General features: G+C 71.6%; 16 protein-coding genes. 8 read left to right on the top strand and 8 right to left on the bottom strand.

Annotated elements, in window-relative coordinates; genetic code table 11:
• From VPH43_RS00670 to VPH43_RS00655, 4 genes are read left to right on the top strand one after another with little or no spacing between them, the layout of a single operon-like run.
• Positions 1-1,332 (top strand): hypothetical protein, encoded by a 1,332-nt coding sequence (locus tag VPH43_RS00670; RefSeq protein ID WP_328575715.1) that lies wholly within the window; start codon positions 1-3, stop codon positions 1,330-1,332.
• Between the two features lie 21 nt (positions 1,333-1,353).
• Positions 1,354-2,568, top strand: a complete 1,215-nt coding sequence (locus VPH43_RS00665) for a hypothetical protein (RefSeq protein ID WP_328575714.1) — start codon at positions 1,354-1,356, stop codon at positions 2,566-2,568.
• Between the two features lie 22 nt (positions 2,569-2,590).
• Entirely contained in the window at positions 2,591-3,448 is an 858-nt protein-coding gene (locus VPH43_RS00660) for a hypothetical protein (protein WP_328575713.1), read from the top strand.
• On the top strand, positions 3,445-4,962 hold the full coding sequence (locus VPH43_RS00655) for a hypothetical protein (RefSeq protein WP_328575712.1): 1,518 nt from the start codon (positions 3,445-3,447) through the stop codon (positions 4,960-4,962). Before VPH43_RS00660 ends, VPH43_RS00655 begins: the two co-directional genes overlap by 4 nt.
• A gap of 16 nt (positions 4,963-4,978) precedes the next feature.
• Here VPH43_RS00655 and VPH43_RS00650 read toward each other — a convergent pair whose 3' ends face one another.
• Positions 4,979-7,327, bottom strand: coding sequence for a hybrid sensor histidine kinase/response regulator (locus VPH43_RS00650; RefSeq protein ID WP_328575711.1), 2,349 nt, complete (start codon positions 7,325-7,327; stop codon positions 4,979-4,981).
• Between the two features lie 243 nt (positions 7,328-7,570).
• Here VPH43_RS00650 and VPH43_RS00645 point away from each other — a divergent pair, with 243 nt between their 5' ends.
• Positions 7,571-8,167 carry a hypothetical protein gene (locus VPH43_RS00645; protein ID WP_328575710.1) on the top strand — a complete coding sequence of 199 codons (597 nt, stop codon included), beginning with the start codon at positions 7,571-7,573 and terminating at the stop codon, positions 8,165-8,167.
• A gap of 208 nt (positions 8,168-8,375) precedes the next feature.
• On the opposite strand, the gene VPH43_RS00640 is transcribed toward VPH43_RS00645, so the two are convergent.
• The gene (locus VPH43_RS00640; RefSeq protein ID WP_328575709.1) at positions 8,376-10,196 is read right to left on the bottom strand and encodes a GspE/PulE family protein; all 1,821 of its coding nucleotides are present in this window, start codon (positions 10,194-10,196) and stop codon (positions 8,376-8,378) included.
• An 8-nt stretch (positions 10,197-10,204) separates the two neighbouring features.
• Positions 10,205-10,954, bottom strand: coding sequence for a spermidine synthase (locus VPH43_RS00635; RefSeq protein ID WP_328575708.1), 750 nt, complete (start codon positions 10,952-10,954; stop codon positions 10,205-10,207).
• Positions 10,955-11,048: 94 nt separating this feature from the next.
• Here VPH43_RS00635 and VPH43_RS00630 point away from each other — a divergent pair, with 94 nt between their 5' ends.
• The gene (locus VPH43_RS00630) at positions 11,049-11,918 is read left to right on the top strand and encodes a hypothetical protein (RefSeq protein ID WP_328575707.1); all 870 of its coding nucleotides are present in this window, start codon (positions 11,049-11,051) and stop codon (positions 11,916-11,918) included.
• Between the two features lie 10 nt (positions 11,919-11,928).
• On the opposite strand, the gene VPH43_RS00625 is transcribed toward VPH43_RS00630, so the two are convergent.
• Entirely contained in the window at positions 11,929-12,870 is a 942-nt protein-coding gene (locus VPH43_RS00625; RefSeq protein ID WP_328575706.1) for a LysR family transcriptional regulator, read from the bottom strand.
• On the opposite strand from VPH43_RS00625, the gene VPH43_RS00620 reads away from it, so the two are divergent.
• Positions 12,869-13,768 (top strand): LysR substrate-binding domain-containing protein, encoded by a 900-nt coding sequence (locus VPH43_RS00620; RefSeq protein WP_328575705.1) that lies wholly within the window; start codon positions 12,869-12,871, stop codon positions 13,766-13,768. The two genes, VPH43_RS00625 and VPH43_RS00620, sit on opposite strands and share 2 nt — an antisense overlap.
• On the opposite strand, the gene VPH43_RS00615 is transcribed toward VPH43_RS00620, so the two are convergent.
• The 4 genes from VPH43_RS00615 to VPH43_RS00600 form a co-directional block, all read right to left on the bottom strand.
• Positions 13,695-13,931: a hypothetical protein gene (locus VPH43_RS00615; RefSeq protein WP_328575704.1), complete on the bottom strand. Its 237-nt coding sequence runs from the start codon at positions 13,929-13,931 to the stop codon at positions 13,695-13,697. The genes VPH43_RS00620 and VPH43_RS00615 overlap by 74 nt on opposite strands.
• A 118-nt stretch (positions 13,932-14,049) precedes the next feature.
• On the bottom strand, positions 14,050-15,219 hold the full coding sequence (locus VPH43_RS00610; RefSeq protein WP_328575703.1) for an MFS transporter: 1,170 nt from the start codon (positions 15,217-15,219) through the stop codon (positions 14,050-14,052).
• A 211-nt stretch (positions 15,220-15,430) separates the two neighbouring features.
• A complete protein-coding gene (locus VPH43_RS00605; RefSeq protein ID WP_328575702.1) occupies positions 15,431-15,946 on the bottom strand; it encodes a DNA-deoxyinosine glycosylase in 516 nt (171 codons plus the stop codon).
• Positions 15,943-16,830, bottom strand: coding sequence for a TatD family hydrolase (locus VPH43_RS00600; protein WP_328575701.1), 888 nt, complete (start codon positions 16,828-16,830; stop codon positions 15,943-15,945). The genes VPH43_RS00605 and VPH43_RS00600 overlap by 4 nt, the downstream gene beginning before the upstream one ends.
• Positions 16,831-17,029: 199 nt before the next feature.
• On the opposite strand from VPH43_RS00600, the gene VPH43_RS00595 reads away from it, so the two are divergent.
• Positions 17,030-19,576 carry an ATP-binding protein gene (locus VPH43_RS00595; RefSeq protein ID WP_328575700.1) on the top strand — a complete coding sequence of 849 codons (2,547 nt, stop codon included), beginning with the start codon at positions 17,030-17,032 and terminating at the stop codon, positions 19,574-19,576.
• The last annotated feature ends 3 nt before the right edge of the window (positions 19,577-19,579 follow it).

Below are 19,579 nucleotides of genomic sequence, written 5' to 3'. Positions count from 1 at the left end.
ATGCCTGCCTCCGTCTTCCCCGCCTCGGCCGTGCGCCGTTATGCGCCGCCGCCCCGTCCGGCGCGGCCCGCCGCCAGCCCCGAAACCGTGGAGGCTGCGCGCCAGACGGTGCGCAGCCTGCTGCAGCGCAGCCAGGCCTTCAACGCCTTGCCCGAGCCCAAGCGGCGCCAGCTGGCGCACGACCTGGTGCAGATCGGCGCCTACCTGGCCGAGCCCGACGGCGTGCGGCTGAAGCAGCAGAGCCCGCAGGTGCGCGCACTCGCCGACGAGGCGATGAAGCCGCAGCAATTCGGCCAGGCCACCCGGGCCGGCATCGACAGCATGGTGAGCCTGGTGCAGGGCGTGAACTTCCCCGGCTTCGTGTCGGGCCTGATCCAGGGCGTGTTCCATTCCATCGTCGACAGCTCCATCCAGCAGATGGAGGCCTACGCCAAGCTGGTGGCCGACGTGTCCAAGAGCCTGAACCAGTTCCGCGACGACAACACCACCGACAACCAGGGCCGCGACCACCTGGTGGAGCAGTTCCCCGACGTGTTCCAGATCAGCATGGGCGAGGACGATGCCTTCGGTGATTTCGGTGGCGACGGCAGCAAGCCGGCGCAGCCGCGCGTGACGGTGCGCGAGGACGTGGACGAGAAGTCGGCGCTGGAGCGCATCAACCGCTCGATGCCGCTGGACAAGCCGATCACCAGCCTGGACGACGGCCTGGTGGAAGCGCTGCTGGTGCCGGCCGCACGCACCCAGATCGCCACCGGCCGCCAGCAGCTGCTGGCCACCATGGTGATGATGGGCATCAACCGCATCGTGGTCACCGACGGCAAGATCTCCGCCAAGGTGGTGTTCGACTTCAAGGCCAGCGACAACCGCAAGTACGCCTTCAGCGCCACCAAGTTCGACCACGAGAAGGACGCGGCCGGCAACCTGCAGACCACCAGCACCTACTCCGGCGACTATGAAGGCAAGAGCGAAGGCGGCAGCTACAGCAAGACGGCCGACTCCGAAGACCGGCGCGACGCCAGCTACTACTCCAAGGGCACGTACAAGTATTCGCAGCAGCCGGTGGTCAAGCTGATGAGCACGCAGAAGCTCATGGACGACTCGCAGCTGCAGGCCAAGGCCCAGCTCACCGGTGCGGTGGAGGTGAACTTCAAGAGCGACTACCTGCCGCTGGAGAAGATGGCCAACCCGGAGAACATCGCGGCCATCCAGATGAATGCGCAGCCGGGCATGGTGAAGAACATGGCGGCGCGGCCGCAGCCCGGTGCCGCGCCGGCACCTGCGGCGGTGCCCCCGCCGGCGGCCGCGCCTGCGCCGGCCGCTGCGGCCCGCTGACACCTTGCCGAGAAGCCCGCCATGCGCGCCGCCACCACCCTGTCCACCCGCGATCCCGCCTGGCTGGACGACGCCACGCTGTCGGCGGTGCGGCCGCAGGTGCGCCAGCTGCTCGAACGCTCGCCGGGCTTCCGGGCGCTGTCACCAGCCCAGCAGCTGGACATGGCGCGCACCATGGTGCGGGTGGCCTCCTACATGGCCAACCCGGACGGGCTGGCCAAGCAGGAGCTCACGCCCGGCAACGGCGTGCTGGCGCGGGCCCAGGCCGATGGCGCGGTGGACGCCGCCAAGCGCAAGGCCTCGGACAAGAGCGGCACCTTCGCCGGCGCCGACTTCCAGGCCGGCGCGGTGCGCCAGGGCGTGGAGCAGTACAAGAACCTGGTGGGCTCGGTGGACTTCCCCAGCTTCGTGGGCGGCCTCATCCAGAACGTGTTCCAGGCCATCGTCAACGCCTCCATCCAGCAGATGAACGCCTACGGCCAGCTGCTGAAGTCGGTGGCCCAGACGGTGGACCAGTTCGCGCAGGACAACATCAGCCTGAACAACGCACGCGACTGGCTGGTCGACAAGTACCCCGACCAGATCGGCGTGGACGAAGCGGCCGCGCAGGAAGAGGGCGGCCAGCCGCGCCTGGCGCTGAAGTCCGAGGACGGCGCCGAGTCGGTGCTCGCGCAGATCAATGCCGAGATGGGCCTGGCCGAACCGATCACCGACCTGTCCGACCCCGAGCAGGAGGCCCGGCTGGTCACCGCCGCACGGCTGCAGATGGCACGCAGCCGCCAGCAGCTGCTGTCGTCCATGGTGATCCTGGGCATCAACCGCATCGTGGTGACCGATGGCGCGATCAACGCCAAGGTGCTGTTCGAGCTGAAGGCCAGCGACCAGGCGCAGCGCGAAGCGCGCGCCTCGCTGTACGACACCCAGAGCAGCCGCAACAGCAACACCAGCGCGGCGGGCATGAACTTCGGCTGGGGCGCAGCCGGCTCGGTGAACGTGAACGAGCAGCGCCACGTCACCACGGTGGCTTCGGCGGTGGACGAAACCAGCGAGTCCAAGGCCGAGGTGAAGGCCAAGCTGTCGGGCGAGGTGCGGGTGAACTTCAAGTCCGACTACTTCCCGATGGAAAAGCTGGCCTCGCCCGGCATGATCGCGGCCATCCAGGGCAACTCCATGCCGGTGGACCCGAACGCCGCACCCGCGGCGCGTGGTGCCGCTGCGGCCGCCCCGGCCCGGTGAGCGGCCTCCCGCCGCTGCTGCCATGAGCGCCGCCCTCATCTTCCCGTCTTCCATGCAGGTCGCGCCGGCCCGGCGGGTGGATGTGCACCTCGTGCAGGCGCTGGCGATGGCGCTGGCCGAGCTGGGCGACATCGAGCTGCCCGACAGCGCGCCCACCGCGGAGGACGCGCAGCACCTGGAAGCGCTGGCGCCGCTGTACCTGGCGGCCGAACTGGAACACGCCGGCGTGCTGCGCACGGCGGAGTTGATCGCGGGGCTGTTCGCCAGCGGTGCGATCACCCAGCCGCTCGGGCCGACCGCGCAGTTGATTGCCGACTTCTGGCGCGCCCGCCACGAGCGCCTGGCCGCACCCGAACGCGAGCAGCTGTTCCTGCAGGTGTTCGAGCCCAGCGAGTTCTACCCGCTGATGCTGGCGCTGTGCGACGCGCTGGCAGGCCAGTTCGACAACCCCGCGCGGCCCAGCGACGTGCGGGCCCGGGTGGCGCTGCAGCAGGCGGCCGACAGCCTGGCCGGCTGGCTGGCGCCGCATGCGGTGGGCATGGCGATGTTCGCCGCCGGCGACATCGTGCAGGCCCTCGCGCAGGCCACCCACTTCCTGCGCGACCGCTTGCTGCAGGTGGCCTTCGGCGCACAGGACCTGTGGGGGCTGGTGGCCACCGTCGGCACGGCGCAGGGTGCGGGCCCCGCGCAGATGCGCCGGCATGTGGACCTGGGCCGCCAGGGCGCGACGGTGCTCGCCTGGTTGGCCGCGGCGGTGCCCCAGGGCTATGCGCTCGACCCCGCGAGCGCGCCCGGCCAGCAGCTGATGGCTGCGGCCATTGCCTGGCGCACCGCCTGGTCTGGCCTGCAGGCGGCCGCGCCGCGGCCGGGCGCGACATGAACGACGTCCGCCACGAACCGGCGGCCGACGCGCCACCGCCGGACTGGCTGCGCCATGCGGTGCGCGAGGTGCTGGTGCAGGCGCCGGCTTATCACCAGCTGAAGCCGGAGGACCGGCGTGCGCTGGCGCAGGCGATGGTGAAGGTGAGCGGCATCGCTGCCGGCCTGATCGCGGAGGAAGGCGAGGCGGCGCAGGCGCTGGGGCAGCCGCCCGCCGTTGCGCCGGATCCGCCCGCGCCGCCGCGCCGGCCGGTGCTGGCGCGGGCGCAGGAGGCGCCCGGCTTCGGCGCGTCGGCCGACCGCATCGCGAGCACCACGCGCGACGTGCTGGCCGCGGTGTCCTTCCCGCGCTTTGTCACCGACCTGATCAACGGCGTGTTCAAGGCGATGCTGGATTCGAGCTCGCAGCAGATGCAGATGTACGTGCAGCTGCTCAACAACGTGTCGGCCTCCGCCGAGGGTTTCGAGAAGACGCAGTTCAGCCTGGTGGCCATCCGGCGCTGGGTGGCCGAGCACTTCCCGGAGGCGATCGAATACGACCTGCCCGAGGTGGAGCCCGGCGACGACCCGCCCGAGCCGGAGGACATCGCCAACATCAAGCTGCGCCTGAAGCCCAACGCCACCATGCCGGGCGCCGAGGAGCTGCGCAGCGTGCTCGGGCTGGGGCCGGAGGAGAGCATCGATGCCTCCAACCCGGAGCAGCTGGTGCCGTTGGCGCGGCGCCAGATCGCGCGCCAGCGCCAGCAGATGCTGGCCACCATGGTGATGATGGGCATGCAGCGCATCGTGATCGACAGCGGCAAGATCAATGCGTCCATGCGCTTCCACATCGACACGCGCAGTGCGGCCAGCCAGGACCGCGGCAGCCAGTTCGGCATGCAGAACCGCATCAAGGCCTCGGGCAGCTTTGGCGCCGGCCCATGGGGCGTGAGCGCGGAGGCCGAGAACACCATCAGCTACGTGTCGACCGAACGCTCGCAGGGCAACGAGGAGATCAACACCGACCTGGACCTCAACTCCTCGGTGGAGATCAACTTCCGCACCGACTACCTGCCGCTGAACCAGATGGCCGCGCAGGCGCAGGCCGACCGCATCCGCAACGCCACGCTGAACCCTGCGGCCACGGTGGACAGCGGCGACGCGGCACGCCAGGCGCGGCTGGTGTCGCAGCAGGGGGCCGAGCGTGCACGGCGCACGTCCATGGACAGCGCCATCGACACGGCGAGCCGGCCGTTGGCACCCGCCACGCCGCCGGCCAGGCCGCCAGCGACGGGGACAGGGACAGGCTCCGGCACGACGGGCGCGACTTCCGGCACTGGCACTGGCACACGAAGCGGATCGGGCGCCGGGACCGCCACAGGGACCGGCACCGGCACGGGTACCGCCACACGAAGCGGGTCGGGCACCGGCACCACCGCCGGCACCGGGACCGGAACCACCACGGGCGCACGCACCGGTACCACCCCGGGCACCGCCACCACCACCGCGGCCCGCCCTCCCGTCCACACCGCGTGAGGCGAGCGTTCGCCGCTTAGCGGCGTCGATTCTTCAGCCGGCTGCCCAGCGCCTGCACCAGCTCGTCCTTCTGCACCACCGGCCAGCCCCCGGTGATGCGCGCGTGCTCCTGCAGGTCCGTGTCGATGGTGCCGGAACTCACGACGATGCGCAGCGTGGGGCGCAGCCGGCGCACTTCGACAGCCAGTTCGATGCCCGTCATCGCCGGCATGTCGAAGTCGGTCAGCAGCAGATCGATGGGCTCGGCCGGGTCGGCGGCCAGGCGCAGGGCTTCCTGCGTGTCCGGCACGCAGCGCACGGCCAGGCCATTGCGCTCCAGCAGGCGGCCCACCATCAGCGACACCACCTCGTCGTCGTCGACGTACAGCACATGGCGGATGTCGTCCCACGGAATGCCGGCCAGCACCTGGCTCGGCGCCTCCGGTACGGCGTCGGTCGCCTCGGCGCCGGCCAGCGGCAGCTGCAGCTCGAACACCGTGCCATGGCCCGGCTCGCTGCGCACGTCGATGCTGCCGCCATGCGCGGCGACGATGCCGTGCACCACCGACAGGCCCAGCCCGGTGCCGCCGGACGAGGCCTTGGTGGTGAAGAACGGTTCGAACAGGCGCTGGCGCACGTCGGGGGTCATGCCCACGCCGTCATCGGCCACGCGCAGCACCGCGTGGCCCAGCGGCGCGGCACCCGGCGCTGCATGCGGCAGGGGCCCGATGATCTCGAGCGTCAACAGGATCCGGCCGGCGGCCCCGCGCATCGCCTGGCTGGCGTTGGTGCACAGGTTCATCAGCACCCGCTGCATCTGCCCGGGGTCGGCACGCACCAGCATCGGCGTGGCGCACAGCTGCGCGCTGATCGTCACACCCGCAGGCAGGCCCGCCCGCAACAACTGCACTGTCTCCTCGACCAGGGGCTGCAGCGCCAGGGTGACCTGGCGCGCCGGTTCGTTGCGGCTGAAGGCGAGGATCTCCTTGACCAGGCTGCGCGCGCGGCGGGCCGCGATGTCGATCTGGTCCAGCGCGCCCTGCGCCGGCTCGCCGGCCTGCAGCGCCTGGCGCGCCAGTGCCACGTTGCCCATCACTGCCGACAGCATGTTGTTGAAGTCGTGCGCGATGCCGCCGGCGAAGGTGCCCAGGGCTTGCAGGGTCTCCGCGCGGCGCAGCTTTTCCTCCAGCGCGTGGCGCTCGGCCTCGCGCTCCACGCGCTCGGTCACGTCCTGCACCAGGCCCGTCATGCGTTCGCTGCGCCCGCCGGGGTTGGGCTGCGGCTTGCCGATGGCCTGGATCCAGCGCTGCGTGCCGTCCGGCCACACCACGCGGAACTCCACGTCGTAGTTGTGGCCGGTGTCCAGCGCGGTTTCCACCGCCTGCTGCACGCGGGTGCGGTCTTCCGGATGCACGATCTCCAGGAAGCGCGGCAGGGTCACCACGCTGGCCGGCGCCAGGCCGAACATCGCCTTGGCGGTGTCGGACCAATCCAGCTCGTCGGCCGCGACCGACCAGTCCCAGTGGCCCAGCTGGCCGGCGGCCAGGGCCAGCGCCAGGCGTTCCTCGCTTTGCCGCAGCACCTGCTCAGCCCGCTTGCGCTCGCTGATGTCGCGCATGAACGCCACGAAGAATTCCTCGCCGGCCACGCTGGCGTGGCTGAACGACACCTCCAGCGGAAACTCCGATCCATCCTTGCGCAGCCCGGTCACCTCGGTGCCGCGCCAATCGACACGGCGCACGCCGGTGGCCAGGTAGCGCGCCATCCCGGCGCGGTGCGCCTCGCGCAGGCGTTCGGGCTGCAGCACGCCGGCATCGCGGCCCACCAGGTCCAGCGGCGTGTGGCCGAACACCCGCTGCACGCCCGGGTTGGCCGAGCGGATGAGGTTGTCCGCGCCGACGGTCACCACCGCGTCCGGCGTGGTGTCCCACAAGGAGCGGTACCAGGCCTCGCGATGCTGCAGCGCCTGCTCGTATTGCTTGCGGTCGGTGATGTCCTCCACGATCGCCACGTGCCAGCCCGCCTCGGGTGTGGCCGACGCAGCGCTGCGAGGGGGTGCGATCGCCGACGTCATCACCCGCGCCCACACCACCGCGCCGTCGGCGTGCCGGTAGCGCTTTTCCACCACGTAGCGGTCGGTTTCGCCCCGCTCGATGGCGGCCACCGCCGCCCGGTGCAGGTGCTGGTCGTCGGGATGCTCCAGCGTGCCGAGTAGGGTGCCTGCGGCCGTGGCCGGGTCCAGGCCCAGGATGGCGCAGAAGCGGTCGTTGCAGGTCACCACCTGCGCGCTTGCGCTGTCCACCACCGCCACGCCCACGGCGGCCTGGTCGAAAAAGGCCCTGAAGATGAACTCCGCGCGCGCGGTGTCGGTTGGTGGGTGTGTCATGAAGCGCTGCTGGCGCAGGCCGACGCCGGCGCTGGAGTGCCTGGCGCTCATGCATTCTGCGCGCAGGAGCGGCCACCCACACCCCCCTTAAGGGGTGCGGCGCTGCGGGGGAACCCTGCCCACGCTCAACAAAACTTCACATGGCCCTGCTCCGGGGCGGGTCAACGACGGCTCGGAAGCCGCCGTTGTTCGCAGCAGAGTTGCGCAACTCTGGAACCGCAAGCACCCACAAGGAGCCATTGGATGAACCGCAACTTCGTCGTTTCCGCGCTGCTGGCCTTTACGGCCGCCGGCGCCTTCGCCCAGACCACCGCCGCCTCCAGCCTTCAGCGCGACGTGAAGCAGCAGCAGCGCATCGAGCAGGGCCTGCAGAGCGGCAAGCTCACCACCCGCGAAGCCGCGCTGCTGGAGCGTGATGAGAGCCGGGTGGACCGGCTCCAGGCCCAGGCGCTCAAGGACGGCCAGCTCACCGATGCCGAACGCAGCCGGCTGCAGCAGGCCCAGAACCAGGCGAGCCGCGACATCTCCACCGCCACCTACAACGGCGTGAACGGCAACCCGCTGTCGGCGTCGTCGCAGCGCATGCAAGCCGATGTGCAGCGCAACGTGAACCAGGAGCAGCGCATCCAGCAGGGGCTGAAGAGCGGAGAGCTCACCAGGCATGAGGCGGCCAAGCTGGAGCGCGGCCAGGCCAAGGTGGACCACAAGGAATACGCCGCCGGCCGCGACGGCCACGTGGGCCAGGCCGAGCAGCACCGCGTGCAGCACGCCGAGAACCACCAGAGCAAGGCGATCCACCAGCAGAAGCACGACGCGCAGGAGCGGCCCACCAAAGGCTGACACCGGCGCTGAACCAGCGGCGCATGTCGGTGTTCAGCGCAAGCTGAGCATGCAGGGATCGCTCGTCGGGCTGACTGGAGCCTCCCTCGTGGAGGGAGGCTGGAGGGTGCGGTCGAACGAGCTGGAGCTCCCTCCTGGAGGGGGCTCGGGGGGAGCCGTGCACAAAGCCGCAGGCTAGGAGGCTGGGCGGCTTCTGCGGCCCAGCCTCCTAGCCCTCCCAGGCCGGCGTGGTGCGCAGCACCTCGTCCAGCGTGGTCACGCCTTCGGCCACCTTCATCACGCCGGCCAGGCGCAGCGGGTGCATGCCTTCGGCGAGTGCATGCCGGCGCAAGGCGGCGATGTCCAGGGTGGGGTGCACCGACTGCCGTGACGCTTCGGTCATCACCAGCAGCTCGTACAGCCCGGCCCGGCCGCGGAAGCCGGTCTTGCGGCATTCCAGGCAGCCCACCGCCTTGTAGGCCTTCACGCCGCCCTTCAGGCGCCAGGGCTTGGCGGCGGCGTCCAGGTCCTCGCGCGTGGTCTCGGTGTCGTGCACCTTGCAGGCGGGGCACAAGGTGCGCGCCAGGCGCTGCGCCAGCACGCCGATGACCGTGGCGCTGATCAGGTAGGGCGGCACGCCCAGGTCGGCCAGTCGCGTGATCGCGGAGGCGGAGTCGTTGGTGTGCAGGGTGCTGAACACCAGGTGGCCGGTGAGGGCGGCCTGGATCGCCATCTCGGCGGTGGCCAGGTCGCGGATCTCGCCCACCATGATGATGTCCGGGTCCTGCCGCATCAGCGCGCGCAGGCCCTCGGCAAAACCGAAGTCCAGCGCGCTCTGCACCTGCGTCTGGTTGAGCGCCGGCTCGATCATCTCGATCGGGTCTTCGATGGTGGTGACGTTCACCTCGTCGGTGGCCAGGCGCTTGAGCGTGGCGTACAGCGTGGTGGTCTTGCCGGAGCCGGTGGGGCCGGTGACCAGGATGATGCCGTGCGGCCGCGCGATCAGCTCGTTCCAGCGCTGCGCATCGTGCGTGCCGAAGCCCAGCGCCTCGGTGTTCTTGACCACGGTGTCGGGGTCGAAGATGCGCATCACCATCTTCTCGCCGAAGGCGGTGGGCAGGGTGGACAAACGCATTTCCACTTCACTGCCGGGCAGGCCCTGCATCTCGGGCCGGCGCGTCTTGATGCGGCCGTCCTGCGGGCGGCGGCGCTCCACCACGTCCATGCGGCCCAGCAGCTTGATGCGCGCGGTCATCGCCTGCATCACGCTCATCGGCACCTGGTACACGGTGTGCAGCACGCCGTCGATGCGGAAGCGGATGGCGCCCATGTCGCGCCGCGGCTCCAGGTGGATGTCGCTGGCGCGCTGGTCGAAGGCGTACTGCCACAGCCAGTCCACCACCTGCACCACGCCCTGGTCGTTGGCGTCCAGCTGCTTGTTGCTCTTGCCCAGCTCCACCAGCTGTTCGAAGCTGGCCAGCGCCGAGGTCTCGCCGCTTTTCTGCGCCGCCTTCACCGACTTGGCGAGCGTGTAGAACTCGGTGGTGAAACGGGCGATGTCCTGCGGGTTGGCCAGGGCCAGGCGCACCAGCTTGCGTGTGTGGGCCTCGATCTCCGGCACCCAGTCGGTGTCGAAGGGCTCGCAGGTGGCGATGGTGACGTCGGTGGGCCCCACCACCACCGGCAGCGCGCGCCGCGCCTCGGCGTAGTTGATGGACATCACCTCGGCCACGCGGCCCACGTCCACCTTGAGCGGATCGATGCGCAGGTAGGGCAGCTTGCACTTGGCGGCCAGCCATTCAGTGAGCACTTCCACGTCCAGCGGCCGGCCGGTGCCCAGGTGCGTGAGGTTGGCGCCGCCCAGGCGCACCAGCGGATGCAGGATCGACTGGCCGGCACCGAAGCGGTACTTCACGCGCTCGGCCTCCTCCGGCGAGATGACACCGTCTTCCTTCAGCCAGTGCAGCAACGCGCGCCACTCCAGCTTGCCCTTGGGCCGGCTGTGTTTGGAGGTGGATGCGCCAAGCGGTGCTGGAGAAGTCGCGGACATCGTCAGGTTCACTCCAAGGGCCGCACCATGCGCAACCATTTGCGCGCCGGCAGCCCATAGCGTTCTTCGATGGTAGCCGCTCGCGCCTGCAGGGTTTCGCGGTCGGGCACCACCACGCCGCGCCCGCCGATCAGCACCGTGTTGCCTTCCTTGGTGGGGCGCATGCTCCAGACCTGGTCGCGGCCGAACACCGCCGCCACGCGCGCGCTGCTGCGCGCAAAGCTGGCATCGCGGCCGAAGAGGTTGACGGTCATCACGCCGCCGTCGACCAGCAGGCCGCGGCAGCCGGCGTAGAAGGCTTCGTCGTCCAGCACCGGGGCGGCGGCCTCATGGTCATAGAGGTCCACGCACAGCGCGTCGACGGTCTGCAGGCGCTCGGGTTCGCGCACCACCTGGGCCGCGTCGGCCTGGATCACAGTCAGCCGCCGGTCGTCGGGCGGCAGGTGGAACCAGGCGCGGCAGGCGCTGATGACCTGCGGGTTGAGCTCCACCGCGGTGGTGCGCATGCGCAGCCGCTTGTGGCAGAACTTGGTGATGGTGGCCGCGCCCAGCCCCAGCTGCATCGCGTGGCGCTCCCCCAGGCCCTGCGGCTCCAGGAACAGCAGCCACACCATCATGCGCTGCACGTATTCGAGCTCGATGTCGAAGGGCGCCTTGATGCGCATGGAGCCCTGGATCCAGGGGCTGTCCAGGTGCAGGTCGCGGATGCCCTGGTGTTCGGACAGGGTCACGGTGGGCAGGTCGCCGTTGTTTTTCATCGCCGGGATTGTCGACGCGCGGGGTGGCTGCGGGCTGCCGGCACGGCGGCTGCTTTGCGTCAAGATCGCCGCTCCGACGGACAAGGAGGTGCCCATGACCCGGCCGAGACAGGCAGCGATCCTCGGCGTGACGTTGCTGCTGCTGGCGCTGAGCTGGTTGCCCACCACGCAGGACTTCGCCACCGAGCACACCCGGCAGGGCCTGAAACGTGCCCTGGCCACCTATGCGGTCGCGCGCAGCCTCAACGCAGTGATCTCGGTGGCCAAGGGCACCGAGCTTGCGGCGGAGCCGGCCGGCGTGGGCTTTACCTTCGCAGTGGGCGAGGCGCTCGATCCGGTGGACGACGTGATCGAGCAGTTCTCCTCGTTGATGCAGGTGGTGCTGGTGGCGTTCGGCATGCAGCTGCTGCTGGTGAAGCTGGGCGCGCACTGGCTGCCCTCGCTGCTGCTGTCGCTGGCGCTGGTGGGCGTGGCGGCGGCGCTGCTGCGCGGGCGCCCGGTGTCCGGCGTACTGCTGCGCCTGACGGCGGCGCTGCTCATCGTGCGGTTTGCGGTGCCGGTGTATGTCCTGGGGACCGAGCTTGTGTATCGCGGCTTCCTGGCCGAGCCCTACGCCGCGGCTCAGGAAGGGCTGGGCCTGTCGACGAGGGAGATCGAACGTGCGCGTGCAGGGCAGGACGCCGCCACGACCGACCCGGCCGCGGCCGACCAGGACGCGGGGTGGCGGCGCTGGTTGCCGGCGCCACTCAAGGGCGTGCAGCTGCCGCAATTGCCCGACATCGCAGGCCTGAAGCAGGTGGCCGACAACGGCATCGAGCGCATGGTGGACCTCAGTGTGATCTTCCTGCTGCAGACCATCGTGCTGCCGATCGCCTTCTTCTGGCTGCTGTCGTTCAGCTGGAAGTCGGTGCTGTCGTCCACCGGACGCCTGGGGGGCGGCTCCATGCCAGGCGGGCCGCGCTGAGCTGATCGCCTCAGGCCGCCGCGCCCAGCTGCTGCCCCAGCCATTGGGCCAGGGCACGCGCGCCCGGTTTCACTGCGCCGGCATCGCTCACCCGGGCGCGGCATTCGAAGCCGGCGAGCGGCGCGGGGTGCACCACCTGGAGGGCGCCGCGCGCGACGTAGGCGTCGCACGCGATGCTGGGCGCCAGGGCCAGGCCCAGGCCGCCGGCCGCCGCCTCCAGCATCGTGACCGTGTCGTCGAAGTAATACAGGCCCGCCGGTTCGAGCTCGATGCCGAGGGCCGCGCGGGCCCAGCGGGCCCACGGGAACAGCGGGTGGCGCAGCAGCGGCGCGGCGCGCAATTGCGCCTCGGCCAAGGGCCCATCGGCATGCGCCCAGGGGGCCCCGGCCACCAGCTGCAGGCTCACCGGGAAGGCAGCCACATCGTTCCCGCGGTTGGCCTGCGCCTCGCCGAATTCGATCAGCACGTCGGCGGCGCCGGCCGCTGCGTCGCCCGGGCCGGCCATCGGGCCGATGTCCACGCGCACCTGGGGATGGCGCTGCAGGAACTGGCCGATGTGCGGCACCAGCCAGTGGGTGCCCAGCGCCGCCGTGGCGGCCACACGCACCAGGCGCCGCTCGGTGTCGTCGATGGTGGCGGTGGCCAGGCGCAGGCGCGCCAGTCCGTCGGCCACCGGCGCCAGGTAGCGCTGGCCCAGCGGCAGCAGCCGGGCCGCCTTGCCGGCGCGCTCGAACAAGGGCCCGCCCAGCCGCCCCTCCAGCTGGCGGATGCGATGGCTCACACCCGATTGCGTGATGCACAGCTCCTGCGCGGCGCGGGCAAAGCTGCCCAGGCGGGCGGCGGCCTCGAACGCGGCCAGCGCATGCAGCGGCAAGGTCGCGATGGAGCTCACGTCCAGCGGCGCAGCGGCAACCAGGGGCGCTGCAGAGGCCTCGTTATCCTTGTTTGCCATGACCGATCTTGTACCGCGGTTGCCCGCCTTGCCGCCACTGCATGCGCTGGTGGCCTTCGAAGCGATGGCGCGCCTGCAGAGCGCGCAGCGTGCCGCGCAGGAGCTGGGTGTCACACGTTCGGCCCTCAGCCGGGCGATGACGCTGCTGGAACACCGCCTCAAGGTGCGCCTGTTCACGCGCCATGCCGGCCAGGTGGAGCTCACGGCTGCGGGCCGGCTGTACTACTCGGCGGTGCAGCAGTTCGCGCGCACCGTGGGCGACGGGCTGTATGGCGTGTCGCCGGACGCCCAGGTGCAGATCCGCCTGTCCAGCTCGCCGGCGCTCGCGCGCCTGTGGCTGGGGCCGCGCCTGGCGGGCTTCCGGCAGCAGCATCCCCGCATCGGGCTGTCGCTGCTGGTGTCGGAGTCGCTGGCCGACGTGCCGGGCGAGCAGGCGGACGTGGCCCTGCGCTACGGCGGCGACACCGACACGCCGGGCCTGCACCGTGTGCCCTTGTGGCGCGAGGAGATCGCCGTCTTCGCCGCGCCGGCGCTGGCCCGGCAGGCGCGGGGCCTGGCGCTGGCGGATCTGGTGCAGCGCTTTGCGCTGGTGGAGCATCCGCGCATGCCCTGGGCCGGCTTCCTGGCCGCCCACGGCGTGGCCGGCGACCCGCCGGCGCCCCAGGTCGTGTGCCACGACATCCTGCTCACGCTGCAGTCGGCGGCCCAGGGCCTGGGCATCGTGCTGCTGCCGGTGCACATCCTCGCGCCGGCCGTCGCGTCGGGGCAGATCGCCCGCGCGCACCCCGCCTGCATCCCGGGCAAGCTCTACCAGGCGGTGGCGCTCAACGAGGTGGCGCGCCGGCCGGCGGTGGGGGCGCTGCTGGCCTGGCTGCAGGCGCAGGCGCCGGCGGTGTGACGGCGGTCGGGCGCCGGGCGGCGCCGCACAGCGCCACGTCCAGCGCGTAGGACAGCACCAGCGTGGGCGCACGGTAGGCCGACCAGCCGGTGGCCACGGCTGCCACCACGGCGGCCAGGCCCGCGGCCGCCGCCACCCTGCGCGTCACGCGCCAGCGGCTCATCAGGCAACCTCCGTGCTTCGCACTGCGGTGCATGAGCCCTTCGGGCGGCCGTGCGGGCTCATGGCACAAGCCCCGCGGGGCGCCGCTGGCGCGCCTGCGTTCGAGGACGCACGGTGCTTCATGCCGGTTGCGCGGCGCCGGCCGGCACCCGCGGCGTGTCGTCGATCGGGTAGTGGAAGGCAGCCGCCGTCAGGCCGAGCGCGGCGCAGGCCCACCACACCACCGCATAACTGCCGGTGGCATCGAAGGCCCAGCCGCCCACCCAGGCACCGCCAAAACCGCCCAGCTGGTGGCCCACGAACACGAAGCCGAACAGGGTGGACAGGTAGCGCGCGCCATACAGCCGCAGGATCACCCCGTTGGTCAGCGGCACCGTGCCCAGCCAGGTGAGCCCCATCACGATCGAGAAGGCGTACAGCGATGCCTCCGACAGCGGCAGCACGATGAAAGCAGCAAAGGCGGCGCCGCGCAGCAGGTACAGCAGCGTGAGCACCGAACGCGGCCGGTAGCGATCCCCCAGCCGGCCGCACGCATAGATGCCGCCGATATTGGCCAGCGTGATCAAGGCCAGCGCGGTGGTGCCGGTGCGTACCGCGAAACCATGGTCGGCCAGGAAGGCCGGCAGGTGGAAGGACACGAAGGACAGCTGGAAGCCGCAGGTGAAGAAGCCCAGGCCCAGCAGCCAGAAGTCGCGCTGCCCCAGTGCCTCGGCCACGGCCGTGCGCATGCGCTCGGCCGGCAGCACCGGCGCTGCGGACGGCGGGCTGCGCAGCGAGTGCGCCGCCAGCGAGGCCACCACGAAGGCCATCGCCATCACGACCAGTGCCGTGACCCAGCCGGTGGTGGTGATCAACCCGCCCAGCACCGGCAGCATCAGGAACTGGCCCAGCCCGCCGATCGCGCCGGTGATGCCCAGGGCGGCACCGCGGCGCTCCGGCGGCACCAGCCTGGCCACCGCGCCATACACCGTGCCGAACGCGCAGCCGGCCAGGCCCAGGCCGACGCACAGGCCGGTGGACCAGGTGAAGCCGGTGCTGTCGGCGGCGTGGGCCATCGTGAACAGGCCGAGTGCATACACCAGCATGCCGGCGGCGATCACCCGCGCGGCGCCAAAGCGGTCGGCGATCGCGCCGAACAGCGGCTGGGCCAGGCCCCAGGCGAGGTTCTGCCAGGCCAGCGCCAGCGCGATCGCCTCGCGGCTCCAGCCCCGGTCCAGCGCGATCGGCGGCACGAACAGGCCGAAGCCGCCGCGCATGCCCATGGACATGCCGACGATGAGGCCACCCATCACCAGGGGCAGGAGGACCAGCCGCCCGGCCGCCGCAGCGGGCCCGCCGGCCGGGGCAGCGGTCGGCCTGGCGGCACCAGGGGCCAGCAAACGAAGTGGGCGTGGGGGTTGCGGTTTCATCCCGGGAGGCGGTGAGTGGCTGAGGCCCTCACCTTGCCGGGCGGCGGACGCAGGCACAAGTGAATCGCGCGCAACCGCCTGCGCGCGAAGTTCACGTCGGCAGCGGTGCGGCCGGCAGCAGCCCGGCAGCGTCGAACACCTCGCGCCAGGCGGCGAGCTTGCGCGCGAACGACCAGGACGCGTTGGCCGGGCTGGTGGAGGGCAGCCGCCACACCGGCAGGCCGAGCGCGCGGGTGATGCGCATGCTGCGGGCCGACTCGCCGCCGTTGTGGGCGATCGCCTGCAGCTGCGGCGCGCGGGCCGCCAGGCCGGCCAGGTCGTTGAGCTCGGCCTCCTCGATCGCGCTGTCCAGGCTGCCTTCGCGGCGGCAGCGGGCGTAGACATCCCAGATGCCCAGGCCCCGGTCGCGCACGGCCTCGATGCGCTCGGCATAGGGCAGGGCACGCAGCTCCAGGCCCCAGAGCGCGGACACGATGGGCCAGAAGTGGTTGCGCGGATGGGCGTAGTACTCCTGCCGCTGCAGCGAGGCCGCGCTCGGAAAGCTGCCGAGCACGAGCAGCCGCGTGTGCGGTGCGATCACCGGCGGCAGGCCCTGCAACAGCGTCATGCCGGCGTGGGCAGCCCGGCCAGGCGAGGCAGCACGCGCAGTGCGTTGTGCCGGTTGGCGGTGGCCGCGTCGGCCAGCGACAAGCCGCGCAGTTCAGCGAGCGTGGTCGCGATGCGCGGCAGCTCGGCCGGCTCGTTGCGCGCGCGTTCGCCGGCCGCACGTTGCGCGGCGGTGCGGTACAGCCAATGCGGCGGGATGTCGGGCGCGTCGGTCTCCAGCACCCAGGCGTCGGGCCGCACCTCACGCGCCAGGGTGCGGATCTGCAAGGCGCGCTCGAAGGTCATCGCGCCGCCGAAACCCAGCGCAAAACCGCGCTCCACCAAGGCGGCCGCCTGCTGCGCGCTGCCGTTGAAGGCATGTGCGATGCCGCCGGCCACGTCGATTCGGCGCAGGCCCTTGAGCAGGCCGTCGGCCGAGCGCCGGCAATGCAGCAGCACCGGCAGGCCGGCATCGCGCGCCAGCTTCAGCTGCGCGATGTAGAAACGCTCCTGCAGCCCGCGGTCCGGCTCGGCCACGAAGTGGTCCAGCCCGATCTCGCCCACCGCCACCAGGCGCGGGTCGTCGCGGTGGGTGTGCAGCGCGGCCTGCAAGGCGCCCAGGTCCTCGGGCCCGGCCCGGTGCACGCACAAGGGGTGGATGCCCAGGGCGTAGGCCAGGCCATGCTGGTGAGCCAGCGCGCGCACCGCATCGAAGTTGGCCACCTCCACCGCCGGCAACACGATCTGGGCCACGCCGGCCGCACGGGCGCGCGCCACCACGGCGTCGCGGTCGGGGTTGAACTCCGCGGCATCGAGGTGGCAATGGGTGTCGATCCAGCCGGCGGGCAGGCCGCTGGCATCGGCGGGCACCAGGGGCGGTGGGGTGACGGGCACGACGCGGCGCATCGGGAGTGGCAACAGGCCGCAGATTAGCGCGCCCCGGCGCCGGACCACGGGCGCGCTGTTTGCCAATGGATTGCGCTTGTCGTTTCTTGTCCTCTGCCGTCACGTGCGAACCGGCCCTGCCGGGCCTGCACGCACAATGCCACCGCATGAGCCCGCATCCCGTTCCGTTGCTGCACTGCGCCCATCGCGGGGGCGCCCGATGAGCGTGCCCGCAGCGGCGGTTTCCGACCCCCCAGCTGGCGAGCCCGCGGCCGTCCGGTCGCCGGCATGGCGCTGGCTGGCGGGGCCGGTGCTGGGTGTGGCGGCCATGGCCTTGCGCGCCGCGCTGGAGCCGTGGATGGCGGGCAGCGTGCCGTTCGTCTTCGCGTTCACTGCGGTGGTGGCGGCGACCTTGCTGGCCGGTGCGGGCGCCGGCATGCTCACCGTGGCCGTGTGCGCGGTGATGCCGCTGATCCCCGGCATGCCGGGCATCCTGAGCGCCGCGCCGGCCGAGCGCCAGCTGCTCGTGTTCGTGGTGTCTGCGGTGTTGCTGGTGGCGGTGTGCAGCTGGCTGATGCGCCAGCGGCCGGTGCCCGTGGTGCGGGACGAAGCGCAGTCCCTGGCCGCCGAAGAAGGGCGCCACGTGCAGTTGTGGCTGCGCCTGTCGATGGCGCTCGCGCTGCTGCTGCCGGCGGCCTTTTTTGTCAGCACCGCGTGGCAGTCGCGCGCGGCCGCCTACCAGGACGCGCAGCAGCGCATCACCCGCAGCGCCGTGATCGCGCGCGAACATGCGCTGAAGATCATGCACACCAGCCGTCTGCTGGTGCAGCAGATGCAGGACCGTTTCGACGGCAAGTCCGCCGCGGAGATCGACGCCGCCCGGCCCGCACTGGAAGCCGCACTCGCCCGCCTGAAGCAGGGCCTGCCCGACGTGCAGGGCATCGCGGTCTGGGACCGCGACGGCAAGCCGCTGGCCACCAGCGACGGCGGCCCCCCGCCGCCCGGGCTGAACGCATTGCAGCGCGAGTATTTCCGCCGCCACCGCGACAGCGCCGAACCGGGGCTGCTGGTGTCGCCGCCGATCGAAAGCCAGGTGCAGCCGGGCCAGTGGCGCATCGTCGTGAGCCAGCGCCGCAGTGGGCCGCGGGGCGAGTTCGACGGCGTGTACGCGGTGGCCCTGCATGCCACGGCGTTCACCGACTTCTACCGCGACCTGGTGCGCAGCGAACGCAGCGGCACGGTGTCGCTGTTCCGCCAGGACGGCACCATCATCGCGCGGGCACCCGCGCCACCCACGCCGGGCATGGTGCAGCCGGCCAGCGGCCCGATGATGCAGCGCGTGCGCGCCGGGGACAACGCCGGCCTGCTGGAGACCGTGTCGCCGGTGGACGGACAGCACCGGCTGGTGGCGTTCCGCCGCCTGGAGGGCCAGCCGCTCGTGGTGGCGGCCAGCATCAGCCACGAGGCGGTGCTCAGCTCCTGGTATCGCGAAGTGGCGCTGCTGGCGGCCTTCACGTTCCCTACCGCGCTGGGGCTGGCCTGGGTGTCCTGGGTGGCGCTGCGCCACACCCAGCGCGAGCGTGTGGCGCTGGACCGCTGGCGTGCCGAAACGGTCAAGCGCGCCCAGGCCGAGGACGCATTGCGGCAGACCCAGCGGCTGGAGGCGCTGGGCCACCTCACCGGCGGCGTGGCCCACGACGTGAACAACCTGCTGATGGTGGTGAGCAACAACGCCTACCTGCTGCGCCGCCTGCTGCAGAAGGAGGGCATGCCGGCGGCCGCCCAGGCGCGGGCGGACAAGCCGATCGACGCCATCCTGCGCGCCGTGACCACCGGCGCCCGCCTGACCCGCCAGCTGCTCGCCTTTGCGCGGCGGCAGGCGCTGCGGCCCGAGGTGGTGAGCCTGCAGGAGCGGCTGCCGCTGCTGCTGGACCTGATGCGGCATTCGGTGCCCGCCGTGGTGGCGCTCGACGGCCAGGCCGCCCCGGACACCGGCCATGTGCAGGTCGACCCGGCGGAGCTGGAGCTCGCGCTGATCAACCTGGCGGTCAACGCACGCGACGCCATGCCGCAAGGCGGCCAGCTCAGCGTGGAGGTGCGCAATGCGCAGCCGCAGGAGCATGAAGGCCTGGGCCAGTGGGTGAGCATCACCGTGCGCGACACCGGCCAGGGCATCGCACCGGAGTTGCTGGACCGGGTGTTCGAGCCGTTCTTCACCACCAAGGAGCAAGGCAAGGGCACCGGCCTGGGCCTGAGCCAGGTGTATGGCTTCTGCCAGCAGGCGGGTGGCACGGCCCGCATCGAGAGCACGCCGGGCCAGGGCACGGCGGTGCAGCTGCTGCTGCCGGCGGTGAACGCCACGCCCGAGGCGACGCAGGAGCCGCCGCCGGTGCCCAGCGTGGAAGGCCGGCTGCTGCTGGTGGAGGACAACGCCGAAGTGGCCGAAGCCACCGAGCCCATGCTGGCCAGCTGGGGCTACCAGGTGCGCAGCGCGCGCTCGGGCAGCATCGCCAAGGAGATGCTGGAGCGGGCGGACGGCCAGTTCGAGCTGCTGCTCACCGACATCGTGATGCCTGGCGGCATCGATGGCCTGACGCTGGCGCGCCATGTGCGCGGCCGCTATCCGAGCATCGGCATCGTGCTGATGACCGGCCACGCGCGCGAGACCGACAAGGCCATGGCCGAGGGCTTCGTGGTGCTGCAGAAGCCGTGGACGCCGCAGGCCTTGTCGGCCGCGTTGCAGCAGGCCCATCCACGCCAGCGCTGACGC

This window comes from Ideonella sp. BN130291 (assembly GCF_036231905.1).
Classification (GTDB): Bacteria; Pseudomonadota; Gammaproteobacteria; order Burkholderiales; family Burkholderiaceae_C; genus CAMLIZ01.
The sequence above is the reverse complement of the archived record's forward strand: the minus strand, read 5'-3'. Positions and strand labels throughout refer to the sequence as shown.